Genomic DNA, 26678 nt, shown 5'->3' with positions numbered 1-26678 from the left:
GCTTAATGCGAGGCGCCCGCGCTCTTGTCGCTGCCGGCATTGCGCAGACGTCCGACGACGCCGGTCGGGAAGAAGTAGACGCTGGCGATGAACAGCAGCCCAAGCCACAGCAGCCAGCGGTCGGGATGCAACAGCCCCGGCAGCAACGGCAGGCCGGCTTCGCTCGCCGCCTTGGAGGCCACGCCCATCAGCGACTGAAGATAGTTCTGGGCGAGGATGAAGATGGTTGCACCGATGATCGCGCCGTAGATCGTGCCCATGCCGCCGATCACGACCATCAGGAGAATGTCCAGCATGATCGAGAAGCTGAGCGAGGTATCAGGGCCGGCATAGCGCAGCCACAGCGCGTTCAAAATGCCGGCGCTGGCGGCGACCAGCGCGGCGAGGCAGTTGGCGTAGGTCAGGTGGAAGACGGTGCGAAAGCCGAGCGCCTCGGCGCGAAAGCGGTTCTCGCGGATCGCCTGGAGCACGCGTCCGAACGGCGAGTTCACGACACGCAACAGAGCGAGGATCATCAGGGCCGAGACGGCGAACACCAGGTAGAAGGTGAGGATGCGGCCGTTGATCTCGAATCCGAACAGGCTCTTGGAGATCAGCACCGTGCCGGGCCGCAGCAATTCCGGCAGCTGAAAGCTGCGCCCGTCCTCGCCGCCGGTCAGCCAGGAGAGCTGCGAGGCCAGCACCTGGAAGGCGGAGGCGACCGCGAGCGTGATCATGGCAAAGAAGATCGCGGCGACCCGCAGCGAGAACAGGCCGATCGCGAGCGCGAGCAGCGCCGCGAGCGGCAAGCCGACGACGATGCCGGTTGCGACCGCGGCCCAGTTCGGGCCCATCCCGTACAGCGCGATCGCGATGGCGTAGCTGCCGATGCCGTAGAACATGGTATGGGCGAACGACACCGAGCCGGTATAGCCGAGCAGCAGGTCGTAGGAGGCGACGAGCGCGGCGAAGACGCAGATCTTGGCCGCGACGTTCAGCGCCTTGGCCCCCGGAAACAGGAACGGCGTCGCCGCCAGCGCCAGGATGATGAGGACGAGAACGAGCGTGAGCACGCGGCTCTTCGGCGGATCGCCTGACAAAAGCATCATCGGCTGGTCACCGCATAGAGGCCGCGCGGCCGCCACATCAGAATGGCGACCATCAGCAGGATGTTGGAGACGAGGGCGAGTTTTGGCACCAGGAAGCCGCCGTAATTGGCGACCATCGCGACCAGGATGGCGCCGATGAAGCAGCCGCCGATCGAGCCGAGGCCGCCGATGATGACGACGATGAAAATCAAGACGGTGAGGTCGTCGCTCATGGAGGCATGGACCTGCTCGCGATAGAGCGCCCACATCACGCCGCCGAGGCCGGCGAGCGCCGATCCCGTCATGAACACGCCGAGGAACAGGCGGCGGATGCGATAGCCGAGCGCCTCGACCATCTCGCGGTTCTCGACGCCGGCGCGGATCAGCAGGCCGAGCTTGGTGCGGTTGAGCACGAGCTGGATCGCGATGAAGACGGCGAGGCCGATCAGCATCGCCAGCACGCGGTATTTGGCGATGGCGACGTCGCCGAGGATGAAGGAGCCCCGCAGCGATGTCGGCAGCGGCATCGGGATGATCTGCGGTCCCCACAGCGCATAGAGCGTCTGCTCGGCGACGATCAGGCCGCCCGTCGTCATCAGAATCTGCTTCAGATGCTGGCCGTAGACGGGCAGGATCAGCACGCGCTCGACGACCAGGCCGAGCGCGCCGGATACCGCCATCGACAGCAGTGCGGCCGGCGCGAGCACCGCGAGGTTGATCCAGAGCGAATCCGCCTGCATCGAGGCCGCGAACGGCGCCAGCACGAGGGTCGCGACATAGGCACCGACGGCGATGAAGGCGCCGTGGCCGAAATTGAGCACGTCCATCAGGCCGAACACCAGCGTCAGCCCCGAAGCCATGATGAAGATCATCATGCCCATGGCGAGACTCGCGGCGGTCAGCGTCAGCCAGGTGCTGGGTGACCCCACCAGAGGAATCATCGCAAGCGCCAGTGCGATCGGCAGCAGGATCGGCGCGAGATCGCGCTTCGGCTTCGGCAGCGGATCATTTGCGGCGAGTTCAGTCACTGATGCGCCTCCAGGCTCAGGCCGAGCAGCCGCTCCTGCAGCGGCACGTCGGCGGCGAGCGCCGCCATCTCGCCGCGATGGACGATGGTGCCGTTGTCCATGACCAGCACGTTGTCGCCGAGCTCGCGGGCGGCAAAGAAATTCTGTTCGACCAGCAGGATCGTCGCGCCCTTGCGCTTGATCTCCTTCAGGCACTCGATCAGTGCCATGACGATCGCGGGCGCCAGCCCCTTGGTCGGCTCGTCGATCAGCAGCAGCTTGCGCGGCTCGACGATGGCGCGCGCGATCGACAACATCTGCTTCTGTCCGCCCGAGAGGCTTCCCGCGCGCGACAGCCAGAACCGGCGCAGCGCGGGGAAGAAGCCGAAGATCCAGTCGAGCTGGGTATCGTCGAGCGGCCCGTCGCGCGCCGCCAGCACCAGGTTTTCCTTCACCGTGAGGTCGGAAAACACCGCCATGCTCTCCGGCACGTAGCCGACGCCGAGCCGCGCGATGTCGGGCGTGGCGCGGCTCTCGATGCGCTCGCCTGCGAGCGTGATTTCGCCGCTGGAGGCCTGCCACAGGCCCATCACAGTGCGCAGCGTCGTGGTCTTGCCGGCGCCGTTGCGGCCGAGCAGCATGGTGGTCTGGCCCTGCGGGACTGCGAGGTCGATGCCCTGGAGGATGTGGTAGCGGCCGATATGCGTGTGCACGCCGGAGAGTTTGAGCAGATCGGTCATGCGGCACTCCCCGCAGCTTTCTTGGGAGCAACGCCGAGATAGGCTTCCTGCACGATCGGCGAGGCGATCACCTCGGCCGGCGGACCGTCGGCGACAAGTTGTCCGTTGTGCAGCACGATGATGCGGTCGGCGAGCGAGCGCACCACGTCCATCTTGTGCTCGACGAGGAGGATGATCTTGCTCTTGTCCTGCTTGAGCTGCGCGATCAGGTTCAGCACGACCGGTACCTCGTCGATGCTCATGCCCGCGGTCGGCTCGTCGAACATGAACACTTTGGGTTCGAGCGCGATCATCAGCGCCACCTCGAGCTTGCGCTGATCGCCATGCGACAGCGCAGTGGCGGCGACGCCGCGGCGATTGCCGAGTGCGACCTGGTCGAGGATGGCATCGGCGCGGGCGATCAGATCGCGGCGGACCATCCATGGCCGCAGCATGTCGTAATGGGTGCCACTGGCCGCCTGCACCGCGAGGCGGACGTTCTCTTCCACGGTGAGGTTCGGAAACAGGTTGGTGAGCTGGAACGCGCGGCCGAGGCCCGCGCGGGTGCGCAGCGGCGCGGAATGCTGGGTGATGTCGGTGCCGTCGAACAGGATGCTGCCGTGCGAAGCGCGCAGCTGGCCCGAGATCAGGTTGAAATAGGTGGTCTTGCCGGCGCCGTTCGGCCCGACGATGGCGGTGAGCTCGCCGGGGCGGAACGTGCAGGTAACGTTGTTGACCGCGACATGCCCGCCGAAGCGAATGGTGAGGTCGCGGGTCTCTAACGTCAGGGCCATCGGGAGAACTCTGGGGAATGCGGAAGAAGCCTCTCCCCGCGCATGCGGGGAGAGGAGATTTGACATCAACGCTTGTTGCGGACCGGAACGTCCATGTCCTCGATCTTCAGCTCGCGCACCGGCTCGAGCACGGCCCAGGCGACGTTCGGATCGACCTTGACCTTGAAGTGATACATGCTCTGGAGCGCCTGATGGTCCTCCTTGCGGAACACCATCTTGCCCTTCGGCGTGTCGAACTCCAGGCCTTCCATCGCCGTGATCAGCTTCTCGGTGTCGGTCGACTTCGCCTTGGTGACGGCGGCGACGACCGACATCGCGGCGGCAAAACCGCCCGCGGTGAAGAAGTCCGGCGGCGCGTTGAAGCGCTTCTGGTGCTCGGCGACCAGCCAGTCGTTCACCGGGTTCTTCGGGATCTCGTAGTAGTAATAGGTCGCGCCTTCCATGCCGGGCAGGCCCTTATACGCGGCGAGCGCCGGCAGGATGTTGCCGCCGGTGGAGAGCTCGATGCCGTAGCGCTTCGGGTCCATGTCCTGGAGTTTCGCCAGCGGATTGCCGGCGCCGGCCCAGATCACCCAGATCACCTTGCGGCCGGGCTTGTCCTTCAGCGCGTCGAACAGACGCTGGCCGACCGCGGTGAAGTCGGTGGTGTTGGTCGGGGCGTATTCTTCCGCGGCGAGCGTCGCGCCGGTCTTGGCGAGCGCCTCCTTGAAGGCGGCGACGCCGTCGCGGCCGAAGGCGTAGTCCTGCGCGAGCGTCGCCACGGTGACGCCCTGCTTGCCGATCGCGACCGCGTTCGAGATCGCGTCCTGCGACGAATTGCGCGCGGTGCGGAAGATGTAGCGATTCCACTTCTCGCCGGTAATCTGGTCCGCGACCGCGGGCTCGACGATCAGGATCTTCTTGTTCTCCTCGGCGACGGGGAGGATGGCGAGCGCCGCGGCCGATGAGGTCGTGCCGATCGCGATGTCGGCCTTGTCGTCCTGATAGGCTTCCGCGAGCGCGGCCTTCGACAGGTCGGGCTTGCCCTGGTCGTCCTTGGTGATGACGACGATCTTGCGGCCGTCGAGCGTCATGGTGCCCTTGGTGGCGTATTCAAAACCCATCTGCAGGCCGGTTTCGGTCTGCTTGGCATAGGCTTCGAGCGGGCCGGTCTTGCCGTAGATCAGCGCGACCTTGAGGTCGTCGGCCTGCGCGGAGGTGTTCGCGGCCAGGCCGAGGATGGCTGCCGCGAGAATGAGCGATCGACGCACGATGATTTCCTCCTTGAATGAACTGCCTTGATCACAGCGATTTGCACAAGTGTGCATACATTGCAATTCCACCTTCCGGCGGAGCTTGCACGAGGCTCATGTGACAGACTCTTGACGTGCGCGTGCCGGATCGTCGCAGGTCGCGATGAGTTCGCGTTAACGATCCCCCGGCTTCACATCAGCCCATGCGTTTCCTCAGGCCGCCTCAGAGCAAGCCCTGCGCCAGATCCGGAGTTCTGCGCGGGAATGCCTGAAATTGCGGCGGATCGCGCGCGAACGCTACAGGCGAGTGCCGATATGACGGTGTCAGGAGTCCGAGACTCCGGACACGTGCCGTCTCGAAAGTCAGACAGGCGGTGCTCCCGACGCCAGTCCGAACTTGGCGAGCTTCTTGTAGAACGTCGCGCGCGAGATGCGCAGCATCCGCGCGGCTTCCGAGATCTGGCCGTTGCTGGCGGCGAGCGCCTGTTCGAGCGTGTGCTTCTCGAATTCCGCCTCCGCCTCGGCATAGGGCACCACGATGCCGGCCGCTCGTACCGGCGCCGCCGGCCTCGCATCCGTGCCGACGGGAAGGATGCGCGCGAAATCGTCGCCGGTCAGTCGCCCGGAATCGCTGAGGATCAGCGCGCGCTCCAGGACGTTGCGCAGTTCGCGGACGTTGCCCGGCCAGTCGTAACGGGCGAGTGCCGAGAGCGCGCTCGGCGTGATCTTCGCACTGACATAATCGCCGGACGCGCTGATGTCCTCGAGCAGCCGGGCGCTGATCTCGGGCAGATCACCAAGGCAGTCGCGCAGAGGTGGCAGGTCGATCGAGAGCACGTTGAGCCGGTAATAGAGGTCGGGCCGGAATGCGCCGTCGCTGACGCGCTTGCGCAAGTCCACATTGGTGGCGGCGACGATGCGGACATCGACCTTCGAGATCTTGTCGGATCCGAGCGGCTCGATCTCGCGCTCCTGCAGCACGCGCAGGAGCTTGGCCTGCAGTTGCAGCGGCATCTCGCCGATCTCGTCGAGAAACAGCGTGCCGCCGTCTGCGACCCGGAACTTTCCCTCGCGGCCCTTGCGGTCGGCGCCGGTATAGGCGCCCGGCGCGGTGCCGAAAAATTCCGATTCGATCAATGTGTCCGGGATCGCGGCGACGTTGACGCTGACGAACGGCTTTTCGGCGCGGGATGACGCGTTGTGAATGGCCTGTGCCAGCATCTCCTTGCCCGTTCCGGTTTCGCCGGTGAGAAGCACGGTGACGTTCTGCCGGGCGGCGCGGCCCGCGAGCTCCTTGGCCTGCGCGATTCCCGGCGTCGCGCCGACGAAGTCGGCAAAGGTGAAGCGCGCGGCGCGGGCGTTGGACAATTGCCGACGCGCCAGCCGCAGGTCGCTCTCGAGCTGGGTGACGCGGGCAAGCAGAGGCTTGAGGCTTTCGAGATGATCGTAAAGGACGAAGCCGATCGCGCCGATCACCTCGTGGTTCTCGTCCTCGATCGGCATGCGGGTGACGACGAGCTGCTCGCCGCCGAGCTCCATGATGTCGAGCAGGATCGGCTCGCCGGTCTCGGCCACCTTCCGCATCAGGCTGTTCGGAATGACTTCCTCGATCGGCCGGCCGATTGCCTCGGATGTCCGCTTGAGGCCGAGCGCCGCGAGGTACTTCTCGTTGACGTAGACGACCCGTCCCTTGCGATCGATCGCGATCGCGCCCTCGCACAGATGCTCCAGCCGCTCGAACAGCGTCACCATCGCCCGCGCGCGGACATAGGCGGGATCGCTGACGGCGGAGGAGGAGGGCATGGCGTACCTCAGGGAAGTCCGCCTGTGTATTAGCAAAAGGGCAGTAATTTCAAAGGGGGAAATGGGTGCTGCGGATGCGAGCCACCCCCACCGCTGTCATGCCCCGGCTTGACCGGGGCATCCAGTACGCCGTGGCCTATCGGTTCAACCACAACCGTCTCGGCGTACTGGGTCGCCCGGTCAAGCCGGGCGACGACATCGAGATTGGAGCGGCGCTTGGGCTCCTACCGCCGGTACCCGCTCGCCCGCGAATAGCCCTGGCGGTTCTGCTGCGTCGGGCGGCTGGATACGCCGGGGCGGGCTTCGCTGGAGGCGGGCGTCGCGAGCTTGAGCTCTTCCAGGAAGATCGGCCGGGCGAAATAATAGCCTTGCGCGTAGCGGATCTTGGTCGCGGCCTGGAGATAGGCCAGCTCCTCGTAGGATTCGAGGCCTTCGGCGATCACGGTCATGCCGAGCGCCTCGCTCAAGGATTCGATCGCGCGCAAGATGCCCTGGCTGCGCGGACGCTTATGGATGTCGGTGATGAACGAGCGGTCGATCTTGATCTCGTCGGCGGTGATGTCGGCGAGCGCCGAGAGCGAGGAATAGCCGGTGCCGAAATCGTCGATGGAGATGCCGACGCCGAGCTTGCGGAACATCGGCAGGATCTCGGTCTGGAAATGATTCTTGGCGACGAAGGCGTCCTCCGTCACCTCGATCATGAAGCGCTGCGGAAAGCCGGTCTCGTCCAGCGCCCGCGCGAAACTACGCATGAATTCGGGGTTGCCGGCCTGCTTGGCGGCGACGTTGATGCTGATGGTCGCTTCCGCGCCGAAGCTGTCGTTGATCAGGTCGATCGACTTGACGATCTCGGCGAGCACGAGATGGGTCAGCTCGTCGATCAGTCCCAATTCGCCGGCAAGGTTGATGAACGAGCCCGGCGCCTGGATCACGCCCTCGTCGTCGCGCAGGCGCACCAATGCCTCGATGCCCGTCACGGCCTGGGTGCGGATGTCGACCTTGGACTGGAAGGCGCAGCAGAAGCGCTTATCGAGGATGGCGAGCCGCAGCGACTGCTCGATCTTCATCCGCGCCAGCGCCTCGCGCTCCATGCTGGCGTCGAAGAAGGCCGCCGAGCCCTTGCCCCTGTTCTTGATGCGGTACATCGCGATGTCGGCGTTCTGGCGCAGCGTCTCGAAGCTGCTTCCGTGGTCGGGATAGAGGCTGACGCCGACGGAGGTGGAGGCGAAGACTTCCGAATTGTCGATGAAGAAGGGTGCGGTCAGCCGCTCCAGCGTCGCTTGCATGAATTCGGCGACTTCCTCCTGGCTCTGGATCGGGGATAGCAGCAGCAGGAATTCGTCGCCGGAGATGCGCGACAGCATGTCGGAATCGCGCAGGTCGCGCCCGAGCCGCTTCGACAGCTCGACCAGCAGCGCATCGCCGACGGCGTGGCCGTAATAGTCGTTGATGTGCTTGAAATTGTCGACGTCGAGAAAGGCGAGCGCGAAACGCTCGCCCTTGCCGTCGCGCGCGAGCAGGCTGCCGGCGCGATGCTCGATCACGCGCCGCGAGGGCAGGCCGGTCAGCTCGTCGAAATAGGCCGAGCGGAACAGCTGGTCCTCGAAGTTCTTCTGTTCGGTGATGTCGGAGGACGCCGAGATCAGCAGCTCGCGTCCGGCGACGCGGACGGGGCGATGGGTGGTCAGCAGCACCTGGCGTGCAGCTCCGTCGTGGAGCGCTTCCTCGGAGATGACCGCCTCGCCGGACCTCAGTGCCCGCTGGCAGGCTTCCCGGCGCGGCGTCGGATCGGGCGACGGACGGCTGCCGTCCATGCCGAGCTGGGCGGCCGCGACATCGTTAACCAGGAGAAGCTCGCCCTGCGCGTCCTGCACGGTCAGGCCGGCAGGCAGCATTCTAATGATTTCCTTGAGAAACCCGAGCTCGGCTTCACTCGCGCCGGAATATCTGTTGTCGTTCATAGAAGTCATGAATCTTGTTGTTTCAGCGCGCCTTTGCAATGGGCGCGATCTTGCGCAGTTCCCTCTTAGGTTTGGTTAAGGGATACGGAGAAATACGGGGGTGTTTTGCGGCGATGCGACGCGCCCGACCCATCGTCATTAACGGAGCGTCAACGCGCGCAGCGAAACTGCGAGTGGGCGCGCGTCTCTTGCCCCTCGTGCCGCGTCTAACCGTTTTGCGGGATGCGGCATTGCATGATGCAATGCAGGCCGGTCTTGAGATACGAAACCTCGGACTTGCCGTCGAAAGCCGACAGCGCAGACTTCAGCAGCTTGGTGCCGAAGCCGGGCTCGGAGACCTTGTCGATGCTCGGGCCCTCGGTTTCGTCCCAGGTGACGGTCAGACGGTCGCCGTTGACGGTCCATGACACCTGCAATAATCCGCGCGGCGAGGAGAACGCGCCATACTTGCCCGCGTTGGTGGCGAGCTCGTGAAACATCAGCGACAGCGTGACCGCGAGCTTCGGCGGCAGGAACAGCCGGTCGCCGTTGAGCGTGAAGCGGACATGGCCGTAAGGTCCGAGCTCCGCGATCAGGAGATCGCGGATATCGCAGCCGCCCTTGTCGATCCGCGAGATCAGATCGTCGGTTGCGGCCAGCGACCGTAGCCGCGGATCGATCCGGGCCCAGACCTGCGGCTGGTCGTGCAGCACCTGGTGCAGCACGGCGTGCGCGGTCGACAGCTTGTTCTTCAGCCGGTGCTGGAGCTCGTCGACCAGCAGCTTGCGATACTCTTCTTCCTCGATCAGGCGTTTGGAAATCCGGCGCTGTTCCGCCAGCATCGCGCGATAATGCTCGACGCCCCAGATGGTGAGTGCGGAGACGCCCCAATAGAGGGTCAGCAAGGTGAACCTGGAGCGATCGGCAAAAGCGTCGCTGAAATTGACGACGACGCCGAGCACGCCGCCGACCAGCGCGGTGATGATGCCGATCCGCAAGCCGCCGAATGCGGCGGCAAAGAACACGGCCGGAAAGTACGGGGTGAAGTAGACGTCGGGCCGCACATGCGCGAGACCCCAGCGCGCCACCGTCGCAACCAGCAGGCAGGCGACCGCGAAGCCGAGGCTCAGAGCGAGCGATGGCGGCGCCACGCCCTGCCAGCCCTTGCGGAATTCGTCGATCAGCTTCTCCATGCCCGGCCCGGTTGCGCTATGCGCGCGTAAATCGAGAAAGGAGCGGGAATGTTACGCATGTCGCATGCACAAGCAAAGCTTGCCTTGTCGCGGACCGGCAGGAATAGTGACTGTCGCGGCGCAGAGATCGATCGGCGTCCGTCATTTGGCGTCAAATCATTCGAAAACAGGAACATTCCATGGGCAGGCTGGATGGCAAGGTTGCGGTGATTACGGGCGCGACGAGCGGGATCGGCTTGCGTACCGCGGAAGTCTTCGTTGCCGAAGGTGCCAAAATTGTGATCGCGGGACGGCGCATACCGGAAGGCGAGGCGCTGGCGAAACAGCTCGGGGCCGCCTGCGTCTTTCGCCAGGCCGACGTGACGGTCGAAGCGCAGATGCAGGCGCTGATCGCGCTCGCGGCGGAGAAGTTCGGCCGGATCGACTGCCTGTTCAACAATGCCGGCGGCCCGGCGCAGACCGGGGGCATCGAAGGCCTCGATGTCGAGCGGTTCGACGCGGCGATGGCGACCCTGGTGCGCAGCGTCATGCTCGGCATGAAGCATGCCGCGCCCGTCATGAAGAAGCAGGGTTCTGGCAGCATCATCAACAATGGCAGCATCGCAGGCCGTCTCGCCGGCTTTTCCTCCTCGGTCGTCTATGGCGCGGCCAAGGCGGCGGTGATCCATCTCACCAAATGCGTGGCGATGGAGCTCGGCGAGTCCAACGTGCGGGTCAACTCGATCTCGCCCGGTGCGATCGCGACCGGCATTTTCGGCAAGGCGCTGGGGCTCGCGACCGATGCGGCGGAGGCGACGCCTGCCGTGATGCGCGAAGTCTTCAAGACCGCACAGCCGATCCCGCGCGCGGGCCTCCCTGATGACATCGCGCAGGCCGCGGTGTTTCTGGCGAGCGACGAATCCAGCTTCGTCAATGGACACGATCTCGTCGTCGACGGCGCCGTCACCGGCGGCCGCAACTGGAGCCAGCAGCAGCAGGGTTACGTCGCCATGCGCAAGGCGTTCGATCAGGGGGCGTAGGACGCTCTCGTGCCCCGGACGCAGCGCCGTAGGGTGGGCAAAGCGAAGCGTGCCCACCAATTCTTTCTTTGCGAGGAATGGTGGGCACGGCGCTACGCGCCTTTGCCCACCCTACGAGACCTGCGCTCGCGGCAGGTCTCGTGCCCCGGACGCAGCGCAGCGCTTCTTCAGCGGTGCGCTGCAGAGCCGGGGCCCATCTCTCGGAGCGGACGGTATCGCAAGATTCTGGGTCCCGGCTCTGCGCAGCGCGTCCGGGACACGAGAGATGTGAGCTACACCGCCTTCACCCGCACCCTCAAGCCATCCCGCGGCTTCGGGATCGGCCACATCTGCCAGTCCGGCTTGTAGCCCGGCTCCAGCGACACCTCGATGTTCTGCAGGAAGTGCCGCGCGAAGCATTTTGCCTGCATGTAGGCGAAGTGCAGGCCGAGGCACATATGTGCGCCGCCGCCGAACGGCACCCAGGCGAAGCGATGCCGGTTGCGCTGGGCTTCCTCGGTGAAGCGCAAGGGATCGAAGCGACCCGGCTCCGGCCAGATGTCCTTCATGTGGTGGGTGTAGAGCGGATTGACGCCGACGGCGGTGCCGGCCGGAATCGTAAAACCCTTGAAGGTGAAATCGCGCATCGCGCGGCGCGGCATCGACGGCACCGGCGGCTTGATCCGCAGCGCCTCCTTGAACGCCATCTCCGACAGCGGCATTTTTTCGAGGTCGTCGAAGCTGCTCGGCGAACCCGGTGCGAGCCCCAGCGCGAGAACCTCTGCGCGCAATCTATCCTGCCAGTCCGGATTGGCGGCGAGCTCGCCGATGAAGGAGGTCAGCGACGAGGTCAACGTGTCGTGCGCCGCCATCATCAAGAAGCTCATATGATCGATGATGTCCTGCTCGGAGAGCAGGGCGCCATCCTCGTGGGTGGCGCGGCAGAGCTGCGAGAACAGATCGTCGCCGCCGTGATTGCCGCGCCGCAGCGGGATCTGCTCGCGGAAATAGGCGACGATGCGCTTGCGTCCCTTCACGCCGGCGGCCATCTGCGTGCCCGGCAGCGGCCGGCGGATCGGGGCGACGGCCGCCGCGACCATGTCGACGAACGCGCGGTTGATCTCGTCGACCTCCGGCCCGATGTCGGCGCCGAGGAACGACGCCGCCGCGAGGTCGAGCGTGAGCTGCTTCATCGCCGGATAGAGCTTCATCTCGCCAGGCTTCGCCTTCCACTGCGCGACGCGCGCGGCGATGCCGTGGTCGAGATCGCTCAGGTACGACTTCATCGGCCCCGACTTGAACGCGACCGACAGCGCCTTGCGATGCAGCCGGTGCTCGTCGAAATCGAGCAGCATCAGGCCGCGCGGAAACAACAGGCCGAGCACCTTGTTCCAGCCATGGGTCGACGAGAACAGCTTCTGCTGGTCGAACAGCACGAGCTCGTTGGCCTCGGGGCCGAGCAGCACGACATTGGTCTCGCCGAAAATATGGGTGCGGTAGACCGGGCCGTATTTGGCGCCGTTCGCCTCGATATGTCCCTTGGGGTCGGCGAGCACCTGAAAGGTCTTGCCGATGATCGGCCAGCCCTCGTCGCCGGGGATGTGCGTCAGCTCGGTGCGCTTGGGGGCGATGAACGGAAGCACAGGGGCGACATTCTGCATCGACATGACGATTGCTCCGGTTGACCGACCGAACAGCCGCGCGAACACAGATGACTACGGCCCGCGCCAGCTGACCGGGGGCAGCATAGCACAGGCCGGTATGTCTTTCTTGTGAACGTCGTTACAAGCGTAATTCCGACCGGCCTACCGCTTCGCCGCTTCCTTCTGCAAATCCGGGGCGTTGACGGCGGGAATGGCGACGCGGCCGGCGCCGGTCACCTTCAGGGCCTCTGCGGCCTTCTCGTTCTCCATGATCTTCGCCATCACCGCCTGCCCGGCGCGTTCGAAGATCGCGCGGTTCTCGATCACGAACTTTTGCGACTTGCGCAGTCCGTCGATATAGCCGTTGATCTCCGGCACGACGTAGCGCGCCACCAGGTCCCAGCTTCGGCGGGTATTTTCGGGATTGGCCCAATCGTGCACGAAGCCGATCACGGCACCGACGCCGCCCGACACCTGCATCACGTTCTTGATCATCTTGACGAGGTCGTCGGGCGTGCCGATGACGGAGGCCGCACCGTCGACGAAAGCGGTCTTGTCCACGGCCTCGTCGGGCGAGGCGAATGCGGTCAGGCCCGGCCGCTGCAGCGTGCCGACATTATATTCGTTGTGCCAGCGCATCAGGCCGGCGCCGGCCTCGCGGCGGGCCTGCTCGCGGGTCTCGGCGAGGTGCCAGGTCAGCAGCACGCGCCAGTTCGCCCGATCCACCTTGGTGCCGTGCTTCTTGGCGGCGTCCTCGGCGAACTGCCATTGCTGTTGCAGGGACATCAACCCCTGCGTCGTCATCGAGCCCAGCGAGATGATGCCGATGCCGTATTTGCCGGCGAGCGTCATGCCCGAGGGCGAGATCTGCGAGGCCACCACGAACGGCATCTCCTCCTGCAAGGGCAGGATCTGGAGCGCGGCGTCGTTCATGGTGAACCAGTCGCTCCTGGCGGTGACGCGCTCGCCGTTGAACAGGCGGCGGATCACGCCGATGGCCTCGTCCTGGCGGTCGCGCTGCGTCATCGGGTCGATGCCGAGCGTGTGCGCGTCCGACGCCAGCGCGCCGGGGCCGGAGCCGAAAATGGCGCGGCCGCCGGTCATGTGGTCGAGCTGCACCATGCGCTGGGCGACGTTGAAGGGATGATGATAGGGCAGCGACACCACGCCGGTGCCGAGCTTAATCCGCTTGGTGCGCTCGCCGGCCGCGGCCAGAAACATCTCGGGCGAGGCGATCATCTCCCAGCCGGAGGAATGATGCTCGCCGCACCAGAACTCGTCATAACCGAGCGCGTCGAGTTGCTCGACCAGGTCGAGATCGCGCCGGAACTGGAGCATCGGATGCTCCCCGATCGGGTGATGCGGGGCAAGGAAGGCTCCGAACTTCAGGCGCGCCATGGCGTTCTCTCCGGCTGAATTTTCTGTTTGTTGAGGTGGCGAGGCTACGTGCTGGGACAAGCGAACGCAATCGCGCGGCGTCCCGCGCGGCGGAATGCAGGCATGCGCAGCGAAGACCGCTCTCTTCTCCTTCTCCCCATTCTTGCGTGCAGACGCTTCCACACCGTCATGGCCGGGCTTGTCCCGGCCATCCACGACCTTTGCGGCGCTACGAAGAATATGGATGCCCGGGACAAGCCCGGGCATGACGAGAAGAGGGCGAGGAGAACATCACCGCGTCATCCTGTTCCACGCATCCAGCCCGGCGATCTTGTACGCCTCCGCCAGCGTCGGATAGTTGAACGTGTTCTGGATGAAATAGTCGATGGTGCCTTTGAGGTTCAGCACGGCCTGGCCGATATGGATCAGCTCGGTGGCGCCTTCGCCGAGGATGTGCACGCCGAGCAGCCGGCGCGTCTTGGTCGAGAAGATCATCTTCATCATGCCGCTGTTCAGCCCCATGATGTGGCCGCGCGAGGTCTCGCGGAAGCGTGCGATGCCGACCTCGTAGGGAATGCCCCGCGTACGCACCTCTTCTTCGGTGAGTCCTGTGGTCGATATCTCCGGCACCGAATAGATGCCGTAGGGGAAGAACTCCGGCGGCGCGAGCGGCTCCATGCCGAGCGCGTGGCAGGCGGCGACGCGTCCCTGCTCCATCGAGGTGGAAGCAAGGCTCGGAAAGCCGATCACGTCACCGGCGGCGTAGATGTGCGGCACGCTGGTCTGCAAGGTCACGGGATCGACCGAGATGCGGCCGCGATGGTCGACGACAATGCCGGCGGCCTCTAAGTTGAGCCGGTCGGTCGCGCCGACGCGCCCCGCCGCGAACAGCAGCATGTCCGTGGTGATATGCCGCCCGTCCGACAAATGCGTGACGATGCTGCCCTGCGCCGTCTTCTCGATCGAGTTGACCTTGGCACCGAGCCGCAGCGCGACGTTGCGGTCGCGCAGCTCGTGCACGAACTCGTCGATCAATTCCTTGTCGATGAAATCGAGGAAGGTCGGCCGCGGTTCGATCAGGGTCACCGGTACGTCGAGCGCGCTGAAGATGGTGGCGTATTCGACGCCGATCACGCCGGCGCCGATCACGGCCAGGCTGCGCGGCAGCTTTGGCAGCTCGATGATCTCGTCGCTGTCGAGCACGGTGGTGCCGTCGAACGGCACGTAGTCGGGGCGGAACGGGTGCGTGCCGCAGGCGATCAGGATGAAGGCGGCCGACACCACCTTCACTTCGCCGATGGCGCTGGTGATCTCGACGTCGTGCGGTGAGACCAGGCGCGCCTCGCCATTGGCGGTGCGCACCAGATTGCGGCTGAACTGATGCTCCAGCACCTCGACCTCATGGTCGAGCGTCTTCTGCAGACGGATCATCAGGTCGCTCGCCGCGATGTCCTGCTTCACCTTGTAGGAGCGGCCGTAAAAGCCGCGCTCGCGCCAGCCGGAGAGATTGAGCACGGTCTCGCGCAGGGTCTTTGAAGGAATTGTGCCGGTGTGGACGGAGACGCCGCCGACCCGCCGGCCCTTCTCCACCACCAGCACGGCCTTGCCGAGCTTGGCACATTGCACCGCGGCCCGGCGCCCCGACGGGCCCGAGCCGATCACCACCATGTCGTAGTCGTACATCCGGAAGACTTCCGAGCCCGCAAAACCAGCGGGAACCGACATGCAGCAATCGGGCCAAGGCGGCAAGGGGAAAGCTAGTCCTACCTCGGAGGTAATCGCACCGATGACGCCGATCTGCGAGTTTTGCGCGCAAATAAATCGCTGAAGGCTCGCGCGAAAATGCATCAAACCGTCACAAAACAAGTCGATTCGTCGCGCCGCTGGGGAGTGCTGGCGATCGTCGTCGCTGCGCAGTTCATGTTCGGCGTCGATGCCTTCATCGTGAACGTCGCCATCCCGACCATCGCGGTCGATCTGCATGCGACGCCGGCGCAGATCGAATCCGTCATCGCGATCTATCTGATCGCCTACGCCACGCTGGTCGTCACCGGCGGCCGCCTCGGCGACATCCACGGCACGAAGAATGTCTTCCTTGTCGGCGTGCTCGGTTTCACGGTGACCTCGCTGTGGTGCGGGTTGGCGCAATCGGGCGGGGAGCTGATCATCGCACGGCTAGCGCAGGGCGCGACTGCAGCGCTGATGGTGCCGCAGGTGCTGGCGACGCTGCATCTGCTGTTTGTCGACGAACAGCGCAGCCGCGCTTTCGCCATCTACGGCATCGTGCTCGGGCTCGCGGGCGCCGCGGGCTTCCTGCTCGGTGGTCTCCTGGTCACGATCGACCTCGCCGGTACCGGCTGGCGCTCGGTGTTCTTCGTCAACGTGCCCTGCGGGCTCGTCATTGCGGCCGCCGCCTGGCGCATCATGCCGTCGGTGCCGCGCCGAGCCGGCACGCGGCTCGACATCAAAGGGAGCGTGGTGCTGTTCGCGGGGCTGTTGTGCCTGATCGGACCGCTGCTGTTCGGTCACGATGTCGGCTGGACGCCGTGGCTATGGGCCGTGATGGCGAGCGGCGGCGCGATCCTCGTCACCTTCCTGAAGCTCGAGCATGCAGTGGCGCGCGCCGGAGGCATGCCGCTGATCGATCTGACGCTGCTGTCCGACGCGGCCTTCCTGCGCGGGCTCGGCGCTGCCTTCTTTTTCTTCGTCGCCAATCTCTCGTTCTATCTCGTCATGACGCTGTTCATGCAGCGCGGCCTGAAGATCGCGCCGCTCGCAGCCGGCATGGCCTTCATTCCGCTCGCGCTGTCCTTCGTGGTCGCGTCGCGTCACAGCGGCGCGCGGGCGCGTCATCGCGGGACCAAGGTGTTGATCGAAGGCTGCATGCTGCAGATCGCGGGCCTCGCCGCACTCGCACTGGTCACGGGCTATATCGATGCGCCGGCGCCGATCTTGCTCGCACTCGTCATGATCATCTTCGGCTACGGCCAGGGGCTGGTGATGGCGCCGCTATCCGGTGCGGTGCTCTCGACGGTGAAGCCTGTCGCGGCAGGCTCGGCGTCCGGCATGTACGGCACGACGGCGCAGATCGGAAATGCGGCCGGAGTGGCCGCAATCGGCGCGGCGTTCTTCGCGGTTGAAGCGCTGCAATCGGCGCGCGCAGGCTTCTTCGTTTCGCTCGCCGCGTTTGCGGCGTTAATCACGATCTGCGCCGCATTTCTGGCGTGGATGCGCCGCGTCTCTGCACGAAGTTGAGGCATTGCGGTTAATCCGTGCGGATTCATGCAGGATTCCTGCGGATTTTTGCGTGATTTCGGGTGATTGACAGCACACGGGCTTTTTATTTTGCACCGCAGCAACTATTTGGTTTGGGTGAACGTTGAACGTCGCCTGCCAGGAGTTGCCGTGTCGCTTGCCAAAAATCTCGCTCTCTTGAGACATCTGCCAAAGGTGGATGGTCTGCGCCTTGCCGAATTCGGCCGGAGCGCGGACGTGTCCAGCCCGTTGGAAGAGGTCACGGGCTTCGGCGACAATCCCGGAAACCTACGCATGTTCGCGTTCGTGCCGGCGCAGTTCCAGAAGCCGCGCGCGCTCGTCGTCGTGCTGCATGGCTGCGGCCAGACCGCTGCTGCGTACGATCTCGGCGCGGGATGGTCGACGCTCGCGAAGCATTACGGCTTCGCGCTGGTGATGCCCGAGCAGCAGCGCGTCAACAACGGCAACACCTGCTTCAACTGGTTCAATCCGGAAGACACTGCGCGGGACGGCGGCGAGGCGCGGTCGATCCGCGAGATGATCGCGCATATGGCCGAAGCGCACCGCATCGATCCCAGGCGCGTCTTCATCACCGGTCTCTCCGCCGGCGGCGGCATGACGTCGGTGATGCTCGCGACCTATCCGGAGGTCTTCGCGGCCGGCGCGGTGATAGCCGGGTTGCCCTATGGCATCGCCTCGAACCTGCGCGAGGCGCTGGACGGCATGTTTCATTCGCCGGCGCGGCCGGAGCGCGAACTCGGCGATTTCGTGCGGCGCGCCTCGAATCATCGCGGGCCGTGGCCGAAGATCTCGGTGTGGCATGGCAGCGCCGACCGCACCGTCAATCCCGGCAACGCCAGCGAGATCGTCAAGCAGTGGCTCGATTTGCACGATCTGCCGGCCGTGCCGATGGCGGAGACCATTGTCGATGGCTATCCGCGCCAGGCCTGGTGGAACAAGGACGGCGAAACGCTGGTCGAGTCCTACGCCATCACCGATATGGCTCACGGCACGCCGCTCGGCCTCGCCGACAATGATCAGCGGTACGGCATCGAAGGCGCGTTCCTGATCGACGCCGGTATCTCCTCGTCGTACCACATCGCAAAATTCTTCGGCCTCACCGGCTGGATTCCGGACGCGGCCGGGAAGAAGGCCGGGCCTGCGACGTCGAAGCCGGCGCTGTCACCCGCGCCGCATCTCGCCCGCTCGATCCGCGCCGCCGTCGCCGAAGAGCCGGCCGAGCCGAAGCGCGCGGCGGCCCGCGGCTTCGATCTCGGCCAGATCATCACGCGCGCACTCACCGCCGCGGGATTGATGAAGTAGCCCCAGCCCAGCTGTCGTTCCGGGGCGCGCGAAGCGCGAGCCCGGGACCCATAACCACAGGATAGGGTGAGGCGCGAAGGCGCAACTCCGAGTCCCCGTAACCAAATGGGCCTGTGGTTATGGATTCCGGCTCGCGCTGTCGCGCGCCCCGGAATGACGGAGCTACGCCGTCTGATCGATCCATTCGATTGGCGCCACCGTCACCTCGCCGCCGGCGACCTTCCGCGTCATCTCCTGATAGGCCTTGAAGAAGTCGCGCGATTGCAGCGCTTTTTGCGCGGCATCGTCGGTGACGCTGGCGAGGTGGAAATAGCTGGCGTCGTCGCGGTTCTTCAGGACCCGATAGCCGATCCGCCCCTTCAACTCCGGATCGCCGTCGATCGCCTTGATGAAGCGGCCGATCTCCTGGTGCCAGGCTTCCGTCGTGCCGTTCCTGAATTCGTACCTGATCATGAAATGCTTCATGTGACGCTCCCTGTTCGTCATGTGCGCCATCATCTGCGCCTTGCAGGCGATCCCGCAAGTATGGACAAAATTGATAGTATGGACTTTTTCGGCGTCGCTCCTATCCTCCCGCAAGCTGGCTGCGCATGGAGGAGACGACATGGCAAGGGCAAGCCCGGCGCGCACCTGTCCGGTTGCGGCCTTTCAGAAGATGATCAGCGGCAAGTACAAGCTCCGCATCGTCTGGGACCTCAGGGACGGTCCGCGCCGCTATGGCGAGATCAGGAGCGGCCTGCTGCGCGGCGCGGCCGGCAGCGCCGAGATCACCCCGCGCGTGCTCAGCCGCGAATTGAAGGCGCTGACCCAAAGTGGCCTGATCGACCGCAAGGATTTTGGCGAGGTGCCGCCGAAGGTCGAGTATCGCCTGACCCGCAAGGGCAAGAGCTTCGTGCCGGTCGTTGCCGCGATCCGGCAATGGGGCGAGCGCAACCTCAGTGAGACGGCGGCGTTGGCGGAGGCCGCCGAGTAGAGCATGATCCGGAAAAGTGTGAAGCGGTTTTCCGAAAAGATCATGCTCAAGTAAAAGGCTACATCTCGCCGGTGATGAACGGATTGGTCATCCGTTCCTGGCCGATGCTCGAGCCGGCGCCGTGGCCGCAGATGAAGCCGACATCGTCGCCGAGCGGCAGGAGCTTGGTCTTGATCGAATTGATCAGCGTGGCGTGACTGCCGCCGGGCAGGTCGGTGCGGCCGACTGAGCCGGCAAACAGCACGTCGCCGACATGGGCAAAACGCAAGTCCTTGTTGTAGAACACCACGCTGCCGGGCGAGTGGCCGGGGCAGTGCAGAATGTCGAACTGCAGGCCGCCGATCGACACGCTGTCGCCCTCGTCGAGCCAGCGGTCCGGCTCGAAATTGCGCACCTCCGTCATGCCGAAGCGCGCGCCGCTCTCGACCACGTTGTCGAGCAGGAATTTATCCGCGACATGCGGCCCCTCGATCGGCACCTTCAGCGCATCGCGCAATTCGGCCGCGCCGCCGACATGGTCGATATGGCCGTGGGTCAGCCAGATCTTCTCCACGGTGACGCCGGTCTGCTTGATCGCGTCCAGAATCTTCGGCACGTCCCCGCCGGGGTCGATCACCACGGCCTTCTTGCCGGGCTCGTCCCAGATGATGGTGCAGTTCTGCTCGAACAGCGTCACGGGGACGATGATCGCGCCGGCCTTGGCTTGCGAGGACTCTTGGGTGTCATTTTGCTCGGTCATGGCGCCACAATGCCGATTTTTGCCATGCCGCCAAGCAAAAGATTCGTGCCTCGCCCCGGAACAGCCGCACCCGCCGTCACACGGCCGTCCCAATTCGCCTGCTGGTTTGAACCGCGGCGTTCGTTCCGCGTTCACTCGCGCGAGACGCAGATTTTTGGGTGGGTTTTCCGGCATGGCTCAGGGCGGCGACAATTGGTGGCGCGACGGCATCTTCTATCAGATCTACCCGCGCTCCTTTCAGGACTCAGACGGTGACGGCGTCGGCGATCTCTCCGGCATTCTCCGCCGGCTGCCTTACGTGAAATCGCTCGGCGTCGACGCGATCTGGCTGTCGCCGATCTTTCCCTCGCCGATGGCCGATTTCGGCTACGACATCTCCGACTATACCGGCATCGATCCGCTGTTCGGCACGATGGCGGATTTCGATGCGTTGCTCGCGGCCGCACATGACAACGGGTTGAAGCTGATCCTTGACCTCGTGCCGAACCACACATCAAGCCAGCACCCCTGGTTCGTCGAGAGCCGGTCCTCGCGCGACAATCCCAAACGCGACTGGTACGTCTGGCGCGATCCGGCCGCCGATGGCGGTGTCCCGAACAACTGGCTGTCCGAATTCGGCGGCAGCGCCTGGCAACTCGACGAGACGACAGGTCAATATTACTACCACGCCTTCCTTGCCGAGCAGCCGGACCTCAACTGGCGCAATCCGGATGTCCGCGCGGCGATCTACGACGCGATGCGGTTCTGGCTGGAGAAGGGCGTCGACGGCTTCCGCGTCGACGTGATCTGGCACCTGATCAAGGATGCCGAATTCCGCGACAACCCGCCGAACCCGCATTACGTCGAGGGCCGGCCGCCGAACGAGAAGATCCTGACGCAATACTCCACCGACCAGCCGGAGGTGCATGACGTCATCGCCGAGATGCGGCGCGTCACGGATGCGTATCGCGACCGCGTGCTGATCGGCGAAATCTATCTGCCGCTGCACCGGCTGATGGCCTATTACGGCAACGATCTCACCGGCGCGCAGATGCCGTTCAACTTCGCGCTGCTCTCGACGTTCTGGAGCGCGCGCTCGATCGAGACAATCGTCGAGGACTACGAGAAGGCGCTGCCGAAGGGCGCCTGGCCGAACTGGGTGCTCGGCAACCACGACCGTCCGCGCGTCGCAAGCCGTGTCGGGCCGGAGCAGGCCCGCGTCGCCGCCATGCTGCTGCTGACGCTGCGCGGCACGCCGACGCTCTATTACGGCGACGAGATCGGCATGCATCAGCTCGCGATCTCCCCTGCGGACGTGCGCGATCCCTTCGAGAAGAATGTGCCCGGCATCGGCGTCGGGCGCGACGGCTGCCGCACGCCGATGCAGTGGGATGGGTCGCCGGCCAGCGGCTTCTCCGGCGTAAGGCCCTGGCTGCCGCTGCCGGAGGACCATATCCACGAGAACGTCGCCAACCTCGAAGCCGATTCGCGTTCGATCCTCAACCTGTACAGGCGGCTGATTGCCTTGCGGAAGGCATCTCCGGCGCTGGTCGAGGGCGACTACCATCCGATCGCCGCGCAAGGCGATCTCCTGATCTATCGCCGCGAGGCCGAGGGCAGGAGCGTGATCGTGGTGCTCAATCTCGGGCCCGATCCGATCGCGGTCACCAGCAGTTCGATACGGTTCGGCAGCGAGATCTTGCTGTCGACGTTTCTGGATCGCGAGGGCGAGAGGCTCGAAGGCGTGCTGGACCTGCGCGGCAACGAGGGCGTGGTGGTGATGCCGCCACACATGTAGCCGTCGTCCCGGACGACGGGGCAGGGGATGGTCGACGCTCTCTCCTCGTCATTGCGGAAATGGCGGAGCAAACTAGCGCGTCTCGATATCACTTCGCTTCAAGAGATAATCCAGGCCGCCGACGCGGTACCAGCGATAGCCATAGGGCTCCAGCACGACGCGATGCTGGCCGCGCTTGTCGGCGTGGCTGTGATCTTCCGCGAGCAGGTTGATCAGGTGCGCGCCGCCGTCGCCGGGCAGTCCCGCCGAGAACGCGATCTCGCGCGGCTTCTCATCCAGATTGTGCACGAACAGCACGGAATTGTTGCGCCAGTCGTAGCGCATGATGAACATGGCGGGATCGCGCGTCGGAATGATCGCGAAATCGCCCCAGCCAATCTCGGGCACTTCCTTGCGCATGCGGACGATGCGCTCGGTCCAGTTCAGCATAGAATTGGGATCACGCCGCTGTTTCGCGACATTGACGTGCTCGTAGCCGTAGGGGCCCGTGTCGATGACCGGACACGCGGGCTTGCTGCTCTTGGTGAAGCCGCCATGCGGCTCGGTCGACCATTGCATCGGCGTGCGCGCGCAATTGCGCTCCGGCAGCGTGAGATCGTCGCCCATTGCGATCTCGTCGCCGTAGCGGATGACGGGCGTCCCCGGCAGCGTGCACATCAGGCTGTAGGCGAGCTCGAGCCGCCTTCGGTCGCCGCCGACCATCGGCGCGAAGCGGCGGCGGATGCCGCGATCGTAGAGCTGCATGTCCTTGTCCGGTCCGAAGCGCTTGAACACGATGTCGCGCTGCGCCTTGGTCAGGCGTCCCAAATCGAGCTCGTCGTGATTACGCAGGAACAGGCCCCATTGCGCGCTGGCCGGCCGTGGTCTGGTCGCCTTCAGCGCTTTCGCCAGCGGACGCGAGTCGCCCGATGCCAGCGCATAGAACAGATGCTGGTTGACGTGGAAGTTGAACATCATGTGCATGCGGTCGCCGTCGCGGCCGAAATATTCCATGTCGGTCTCGGGCAGCACATTGGCTTCGGCGAGGATGATGGCGTCGCCCTGCCGCCATTGCAGGAACTCGCGAAACGCGCGCAGCATGTCGTACTGCTCGACCGCCTTCTTCACCTTCGCGCCCTTGGTGGCGATCACGAACGGCACGGCGTCCATGCGGAAACCGGACACGCCAAGCTGGATCCAGAAGCCCTTGATCTTCAGGATCTCGGCCTGCACGTGCGGGTTCGAGGTGTTGAGATCGGGCTGGAAATCGTAGAAGCGGTGGAAGAACCAGGCGCCGGCTTCCTTGTCGCGCGTCCACGTCGACTTCTGCACGCCGGGAAACACCATGCCCTTGTTGGCGCCGGCCGGCTTCTTGTCCGACCACACATACCAGTCGCGATAGGGCGAATTCTTGTCGCGCCGCGCCTCCTTGAACCAGTGGTGCTGGTCGGAGGTGTGGTTGACGACGAGGTCGATGATGATGCGGATGCCGCGCTGCTTGCAGCCATGGGTGAACTCGACGAAATCGCCGAGCGTGCCGTAGCGGGAATCGACGCTGTAATAGTCGGCGATGTCGTAGCCGTCGTCGCGGCCCGGCGAGGTCTGGAACGGCATCAGCCAGATCGTGGTGATGCCGAGGCCGTGCAGGTAGTCGAGCCGCCGCAGCAGGCCCTTGAAGTCGCCGACGCCGTCGCCGTTGGCATCCATATAGGTGCCGACGGAGAGGCAGTAGATCACGCCGTTCTTGTACCAGAGATCGTCGATCATATCGGGGACAGGCCCTCTTCGGTCCGCCCGCAACTGTCGGCGGCTGCGTGATAAGTGCGAAGGGAGGGTGAGGTTCCCGCTCTCTCCGTCGTCCCGGGGCGCGCGAAGCGCGAGCCCGGGACCCATACTCACAGGGAGAAGTTTGGCGAAGACTCGGAGTTACCCGCTCACCCCACACTCCTCCCTGTGGTTATGGATTCTCAGGTGCGCAATTGCGCACCATAGCTCGCGCCAAGTGGCGCGCCCCGGAATGACGGGCGGAATGGAATCGGCTATCCTCCCCTCCATGGACAGCACCGCCCGCAACATCGCCCTGGTTCCGCCGCCCGACCGCCGCCAGTCCGAGACGGCGCTGGCGATCGCACGCGGCACGGCGCGATTGCTGCGCTCGCTCGGCTTTACCTGCATCAGCGAACTACCGCTGCCGTCGGGCCGGCGCGCCGATCTGGTGGCGCTCAACGAGCGCGGCGAGATCTGGATCGTGGAGATCAAATCGTCGGTGGAGGATTTGCGTGCCGACCAGAAATGGCACGAATACCGCGCCCATTGCGACCGGCTGTTCTTCGCCTTCACGCAGGATCTGCCGTGCGAGATCTTCCCGCAAGACACCGGCCTGATCATTGCGGATGCCTATGGCGCGCACATGCAGTGCGAGGCGCCTGAACACAAGATCGCCGCTGCCACGCGCAAGCAGATGACGGTGCGTTTCGCCATGGCGGCAGCGCTCCGGATCAACCGTCTGGTCGACCCGCAGGGCCACGCGGATTTTTGGGAATGATTCTGTAGGATGGGTGGAGCGAAGCGAAACCCATCGCTTTCTGCGCGAGCTGCGAAGAAGATGGGTTTCGCTTAGCTCGACCCATCCGACGAATTTACGCATTCAGTGAGTTTGTATCCCCGTCATCCTGAGGTGCGCGCGCAGCGAGCCTCGAAGGATGTGCGGCCGCGATGCAACCGGGCCGTCGCCCTTCGAGGGCCGCCAAAGGAGCGGCCACCTCAGGGTGACGGTGAGGGATTTGTGATTGCCGGAAATTACCTCGGCGCGCGCTTGGCCAAAATCCGCTGCAACGTACGACGGTGCATATTCAGCCTGCGCGCCGTCTCCGAGACGTTGCGGTTGCACATCTCGTAGATGCGCTGGATATGCTCCCAGCGGACGCGGTCGGCGGACATCGGGTTGGTCGGCAACTCGGATTTCTCCGAGCTGGTCGAGAGCAGCGCGGCGACGACGTCGTCGGCATCCGCGGGCTTCGACAGATAATCGATCGCACCCATCTTCACGGCGGTCACGGCGGTGGCGATGTTGCCATAGCCGGTCAGCACGATCGCGCGGGCTTCGGGGCGCTTCTTCTTCAGCGCGGAGACGACGTCGAGACCATTGCCGTCGCCAAGCCGCAGATCCACCACGGCGAATGCGGGCGCGGCCTTGCCGATCTGCGCGAGGCCATCCGAGACGGTGTCACACGACGTCACCGCAAAGCCGCGGGTCTCCATCGCGCGCGACAACCGCTCCAGGAACGGCTTGTCGTCCTCCACGATGAGAAGCGAGCGGTCGGTCTGTTCGTTCAGTTCGGCGATGGCGTTCAAGGTGTTGTCCTCTCTCTGCACATCCACATATGGCGTCGCAATCAGGCGGTGCCAAGGCCGCAAATAGTCGATCGGCCCTGCTGTGCGACGCAAGGTCGCGGCCTATCCTATTGTTTCTTCGAGCGTCTCGATAGTCTCAAAACGCTCCCTCGGCCAAATGATGTGAACCACTGCGCCGTGTTCCGGAAAGGTCCGGTTGGTAAACGAGACCTTGGCCCCGGTGCGTTCCAGCAAGGTGCGCGCGATGAACACGCCAAGCCCGAGCCCACGCCGCTCGCCGCCGCCGTCATCCAGATTGCGCCGCCGCGACAAATAGGGCTCGCCGATCCGGTTAAGGATGTCGGGCGGAATGCCCGGGCCGTCGTCGGAGATCACGAGCTCGATCGTGTCCTTGTTCCACCATGCATTCACCTCGACGGTGGTGCGGGCGAAATCGACCGCGTTCTCGACGATGTTGCCGACCCCGTAGAGGATCGCCGGGTTGCGCGAGCCGATCGGCTCGGCGAAGGCCGCCACCGCGATCCGCACCTTGATGTCGACGCCGAAATCGCGGTGCGGGGCCACCACCTCCTCGATCAGCTCAGACATTTTCATGCGATCGAACGGCGCGCCTTCGGAGGAAAGCTGGGTGATCTTGCTCAAGATGTCGCGGCAGCGCTGGGTCTGCTCGCGCAGGGTTTTCAGGTCGGCGGCGAAACTTGGGTCCTTCACCGTCTTTTCCAGCTCGCGCGAGATCAGGAAGATGGTCGCGAGCGGCGTGCCGAGCTCGTGCGCGGCTGCGGCAGCCAGGCCGTCGAGCTGGGTCAGATGCTGCTCGCGAGTCAGCACCAGCTCGGTCGCAGCCAGCGCGTCGGCGAGCTTGCGCGCCTCCTCCGTCACCTGGAACGAGTAGAGACTGGTGACGCCGATCGCGAGCACGATCGAGAGCCAGATGCCGATGAGATAAATCGGCGGCAGCACCAGGGGATCGTCGGAATCCCAGGGCAGCGGAAGATGGAAGAAGAACAGGAGCGAGGCACAGGCCACCGCGAGCAGGCCGAGGCCAAAGGTGAGGCGGGCCGGCAGCGCCGTGGCCGAGATCAGCACGGGCGCGAGGAACAGGAACGAGAACGGGTTCTGCAGTCCGCCGGTGAAGAACAACAGCCCCGCCAGCTCCACGATGTTCAGCGCGAGCAGTCCGGCCGCCTGCATCGGCTCCAGCCGCTGCAGCGGATTGGACACGGTCTGGAGCGCCAGGTTGAGCGCCGCCGACAGCGCGATGATGCTGACGCAGGGGACGATCTCGACGTTGAACTCCAGCCCCTGCGCCACGATGAAGATCGCCGCGAGCTGGCCGAGCACCGCCAGCCAGCGCAGCCGCAGGATCGTGTCCAGGCGGATATGCCGCTGTGCATGGCGGAAGTCGGTATCGGCGGTCTCTGTCATCTCGGCCAATGTGGCGGTGCCTTCTCGGTCACAAACGCGGGGCTCGCGGAACCACCCGGATTACAAGCCTTGCGCTATCC

General features: G+C 64.9%; 22 protein-coding genes. 6 read left to right on the top strand and 16 right to left on the bottom strand.

Features of this window, described 5'->3' with window-relative positions; translation table 11 throughout:
- Positions 1 to 2: 2 nt before the first annotated feature.
- The 8 genes from ACKWRH_RS45040 to ACKWRH_RS45005 form a co-directional block, all read right to left on the bottom strand.
- Entirely contained in the window at positions 3 to 1088 is a 1086-nt protein-coding gene (locus ACKWRH_RS45040; protein WP_445218783.1) for a branched-chain amino acid ABC transporter permease, read from the bottom strand.
- A complete protein-coding gene (locus ACKWRH_RS45035; RefSeq protein ID WP_248880549.1) occupies positions 1085 to 2095 on the bottom strand; it encodes a branched-chain amino acid ABC transporter permease in 1011 nt (336 codons plus the stop codon). Before ACKWRH_RS45035 ends, ACKWRH_RS45040 begins: the two co-directional genes overlap by 4 nt.
- Positions 2092 to 2814 carry an ABC transporter ATP-binding protein gene (locus tag ACKWRH_RS45030; protein WP_212095247.1) on the bottom strand — a complete coding sequence of 241 codons (723 nt, stop codon included), beginning with the start codon at positions 2812 to 2814 and terminating at the stop codon, positions 2092 to 2094. Before ACKWRH_RS45030 ends, ACKWRH_RS45035 begins: the two co-directional genes overlap by 4 nt.
- Positions 2811 to 3587 carry an ABC transporter ATP-binding protein gene (locus tag ACKWRH_RS45025; RefSeq protein WP_445218782.1) on the bottom strand — a complete coding sequence of 259 codons (777 nt, stop codon included), beginning with the start codon at positions 3585 to 3587 and terminating at the stop codon, positions 2811 to 2813. The genes ACKWRH_RS45030 and ACKWRH_RS45025 overlap by 4 nt, the downstream gene beginning before the upstream one ends.
- A gap of 65 nt (positions 3588 to 3652) precedes the next feature.
- Positions 3653 to 4837, bottom strand: coding sequence for a substrate-binding domain-containing protein (locus tag ACKWRH_RS45020; protein ID WP_445218781.1), 1185 nt, complete (start codon positions 4835 to 4837; stop codon positions 3653 to 3655).
- 345 nt (positions 4838 to 5182) lie between these two features.
- Positions 5183 to 6622, bottom strand: coding sequence for a sigma-54 interaction domain-containing protein (locus tag ACKWRH_RS45015; RefSeq protein ID WP_445218780.1), 1440 nt, complete (start codon positions 6620 to 6622; stop codon positions 5183 to 5185).
- A 224-nt stretch (positions 6623 to 6846) separates the two neighbouring features.
- A complete protein-coding gene (locus tag ACKWRH_RS45010; protein ID WP_445218779.1) occupies positions 6847 to 8583 on the bottom strand; it encodes a putative bifunctional diguanylate cyclase/phosphodiesterase in 1737 nt (578 codons plus the stop codon).
- 206 nt (positions 8584 to 8789) lie between these two features.
- Positions 8790 to 9755, bottom strand: coding sequence for a sensor histidine kinase (locus ACKWRH_RS45005; RefSeq protein WP_282522566.1), 966 nt, complete (start codon positions 9753 to 9755; stop codon positions 8790 to 8792).
- A gap of 179 nt (positions 9756 to 9934) precedes the next feature.
- Here ACKWRH_RS45005 and ACKWRH_RS45000 point away from each other — a divergent pair, with 179 nt between their 5' ends.
- Positions 9935 to 10774 carry an SDR family NAD(P)-dependent oxidoreductase gene (locus tag ACKWRH_RS45000; protein ID WP_445218778.1) on the top strand — a complete coding sequence of 280 codons (840 nt, stop codon included), beginning with the start codon at positions 9935 to 9937 and terminating at the stop codon, positions 10772 to 10774.
- A gap of 272 nt (positions 10775 to 11046) precedes the next feature.
- Here ACKWRH_RS45000 and ACKWRH_RS44995 read toward each other — a convergent pair whose 3' ends face one another.
- The 3 genes from ACKWRH_RS44995 to sthA form a co-directional block, all read right to left on the bottom strand.
- On the bottom strand, positions 11047 to 12420 hold the full coding sequence (locus tag ACKWRH_RS44995; protein WP_445218777.1) for a cytochrome P450: 1374 nt from the start codon (positions 12418 to 12420) through the stop codon (positions 11047 to 11049).
- A gap of 138 nt (positions 12421 to 12558) precedes the next feature.
- Complete coding sequence (locus ACKWRH_RS44990; RefSeq protein ID WP_304492113.1) at positions 12559 to 13794, bottom strand: LLM class flavin-dependent oxidoreductase; 1236 nt, start codon at positions 13792 to 13794, stop codon at positions 12559 to 12561.
- Between the two features lie 270 nt (positions 13795 to 14064).
- Entirely contained in the window at positions 14065 to 15456 is a 1392-nt protein-coding gene (gene sthA / locus ACKWRH_RS44985) for a Si-specific NAD(P)(+) transhydrogenase (protein ID WP_445222593.1), read from the bottom strand.
- Positions 15457 to 15615: 159 nt separating this feature from the next.
- On the opposite strand from sthA, the gene ACKWRH_RS44980 reads away from it, so the two are divergent.
- On the top strand, positions 15616 to 17028 hold the full coding sequence (locus tag ACKWRH_RS44980) for an MFS transporter (protein WP_445218776.1): 1413 nt from the start codon (positions 15616 to 15618) through the stop codon (positions 17026 to 17028).
- 150 nt (positions 17029 to 17178) lie between these two features.
- A complete protein-coding gene (locus ACKWRH_RS44975) occupies positions 17179 to 18351 on the top strand; it encodes an extracellular catalytic domain type 1 short-chain-length polyhydroxyalkanoate depolymerase (RefSeq protein WP_445218775.1) in 1173 nt (390 codons plus the stop codon).
- A 162-nt stretch (positions 18352 to 18513) separates the two neighbouring features.
- Here the strand turns inward: ACKWRH_RS44975 and ACKWRH_RS44970 are convergent, their stop codons facing one another.
- Positions 18514 to 18816, bottom strand: coding sequence for a hypothetical protein (locus ACKWRH_RS44970; protein ID WP_445218774.1), 303 nt, complete (start codon positions 18814 to 18816; stop codon positions 18514 to 18516).
- A gap of 139 nt (positions 18817 to 18955) precedes the next feature.
- Between ACKWRH_RS44970 and ACKWRH_RS44965 the strand changes: the two genes are divergently transcribed.
- On the top strand, positions 18956 to 19324 hold the full coding sequence (locus tag ACKWRH_RS44965; RefSeq protein WP_445218773.1) for a winged helix-turn-helix transcriptional regulator: 369 nt from the start codon (positions 18956 to 18958) through the stop codon (positions 19322 to 19324).
- Between the two features lie 58 nt (positions 19325 to 19382).
- On the opposite strand, the gene ACKWRH_RS44960 is transcribed toward ACKWRH_RS44965, so the two are convergent.
- Complete coding sequence (locus ACKWRH_RS44960; RefSeq protein WP_445218772.1) at positions 19383 to 20063, bottom strand: MBL fold metallo-hydrolase; 681 nt, start codon at positions 20061 to 20063, stop codon at positions 19383 to 19385.
- 172 nt (positions 20064 to 20235) lie between these two features.
- On the opposite strand from ACKWRH_RS44960, the gene ACKWRH_RS44955 reads away from it, so the two are divergent.
- Positions 20236 to 21840 carry an alpha-amylase family glycosyl hydrolase gene (locus ACKWRH_RS44955; protein WP_445218771.1) on the top strand — a complete coding sequence of 535 codons (1605 nt, stop codon included), beginning with the start codon at positions 20236 to 20238 and terminating at the stop codon, positions 21838 to 21840.
- A 72-nt stretch (positions 21841 to 21912) separates the two neighbouring features.
- Here ACKWRH_RS44955 and ACKWRH_RS44950 read toward each other — a convergent pair whose 3' ends face one another.
- Positions 21913 to 23586, bottom strand: coding sequence for an alpha-amylase family protein (locus ACKWRH_RS44950; RefSeq protein WP_445218770.1), 1674 nt, complete (start codon positions 23584 to 23586; stop codon positions 21913 to 21915).
- A 286-nt stretch (positions 23587 to 23872) separates the two neighbouring features.
- Between ACKWRH_RS44950 and ACKWRH_RS44945 the strand changes: the two genes are divergently transcribed.
- Positions 23873 to 24364: an MmcB family DNA repair protein gene (locus ACKWRH_RS44945; RefSeq protein ID WP_028170389.1), complete on the top strand. Its 492-nt coding sequence runs from the start codon at positions 23873 to 23875 to the stop codon at positions 24362 to 24364.
- Between the two features lie 254 nt (positions 24365 to 24618).
- On the opposite strand, the gene ACKWRH_RS44940 is transcribed toward ACKWRH_RS44945, so the two are convergent.
- Positions 24619 to 25173, bottom strand: a complete 555-nt coding sequence (locus ACKWRH_RS44940; protein ID WP_014491094.1) for an ActR/PrrA/RegA family redox response regulator transcription factor — start codon at positions 25171 to 25173, stop codon at positions 24619 to 24621.
- Positions 25174 to 25275: 102 nt separating this feature from the next.
- Complete coding sequence (locus tag ACKWRH_RS44935; RefSeq protein WP_445222592.1) at positions 25276 to 26598, bottom strand: ActS/PrrB/RegB family redox-sensitive histidine kinase; 1323 nt, start codon at positions 26596 to 26598, stop codon at positions 25276 to 25278.
- Between the last annotated feature and the right edge of the window lie 80 nt (positions 26599 to 26678).

It is taken from the genome of Bradyrhizobium sp. Pa8 (genome assembly GCF_052588265.1).
Note: the sequence above shows the minus strand (reverse complement) of the source record. Positions and strands in the feature narration are given on the sequence as shown.

Bases quoted from the DNA above. Each gene is read 5' to 3' on its own strand.
- ACKWRH_RS45025 (WP_445218782.1), bottom strand. From the start codon at position 3,587: ATGGCCCTGACGTTAGAGACCCGCGACCTCACCATTCGCTTCGGCGGG.
- ACKWRH_RS45000 (WP_445218778.1), top strand. From the start codon at position 9,935: ATGGGCAGGCTGGATGGCAAGGTTGCGGTGATTACGGGCGCGACGAGC.
- ACKWRH_RS45010 (WP_445218779.1), bottom strand. From the start codon at position 8,583: ATGAACGACAACAGATATTCCGGCGCGAGTGAAGCCGAGCTCGGGTTT.
- ACKWRH_RS44980 (WP_445218776.1), top strand. From the start codon at position 15,616: ATGCATCAAACCGTCACAAAACAAGTCGATTCGTCGCGCCGCTGGGGA.
- ACKWRH_RS44960 (WP_445218772.1), bottom strand. From the start codon at position 20,063: ATGACCGAGCAAAATGACACCCAAGAGTCCTCGCAAGCCAAGGCCGGC.
- ACKWRH_RS44970 (WP_445218774.1), bottom strand. From the start codon at position 18,816: ATGAAGCATTTCATGATCAGGTACGAATTCAGGAACGGCACGACGGAA.
- ACKWRH_RS45030 (WP_212095247.1), bottom strand. From the start codon at position 2,814: ATGACCGATCTGCTCAAACTCTCCGGCGTGCACACGCATATCGGCCGC.
- ACKWRH_RS44935 (WP_445222592.1), bottom strand. From the start codon at position 26,598: ATGACAGAGACCGCCGATACCGACTTCCGCCATGCACAGCGGCATATC.
- ACKWRH_RS44995 (WP_445218777.1), bottom strand. From the start codon at position 12,420: ATGTCGATGCAGAATGTCGCCCCTGTGCTTCCGTTCATCGCCCCCAAG.
- ACKWRH_RS45015 (WP_445218780.1), bottom strand. From the start codon at position 6,622: ATGCCCTCCTCCTCCGCCGTCAGCGATCCCGCCTATGTCCGCGCGCGG.
- ACKWRH_RS44945 (WP_028170389.1), top strand. From the start codon at position 23,873: ATGGACAGCACCGCCCGCAACATCGCCCTGGTTCCGCCGCCCGACCGC.
- ACKWRH_RS44950 (WP_445218770.1), bottom strand. From the start codon at position 23,586: ATGATCGACGATCTCTGGTACAAGAACGGCGTGATCTACTGCCTCTCC.
- ACKWRH_RS44965 (WP_445218773.1), top strand. From the start codon at position 18,956: ATGGCAAGGGCAAGCCCGGCGCGCACCTGTCCGGTTGCGGCCTTTCAG.
- ACKWRH_RS45005 (WP_282522566.1), bottom strand. From the start codon at position 9,755: ATGGAGAAGCTGATCGACGAATTCCGCAAGGGCTGGCAGGGCGTGGCG.
- ACKWRH_RS45040 (WP_445218783.1), bottom strand. From the start codon at position 1,088: ATGATGCTTTTGTCAGGCGATCCGCCGAAGAGCCGCGTGCTCACGCTC.
- sthA (WP_445222593.1), bottom strand. From the start codon at position 15,456: ATGTACGACTACGACATGGTGGTGATCGGCTCGGGCCCGTCGGGGCGC.
- ACKWRH_RS44990 (WP_304492113.1), bottom strand. From the start codon at position 13,794: ATGGCGCGCCTGAAGTTCGGAGCCTTCCTTGCCCCGCATCACCCGATC.
- ACKWRH_RS44955 (WP_445218771.1), top strand. From the start codon at position 20,236: ATGGCTCAGGGCGGCGACAATTGGTGGCGCGACGGCATCTTCTATCAG.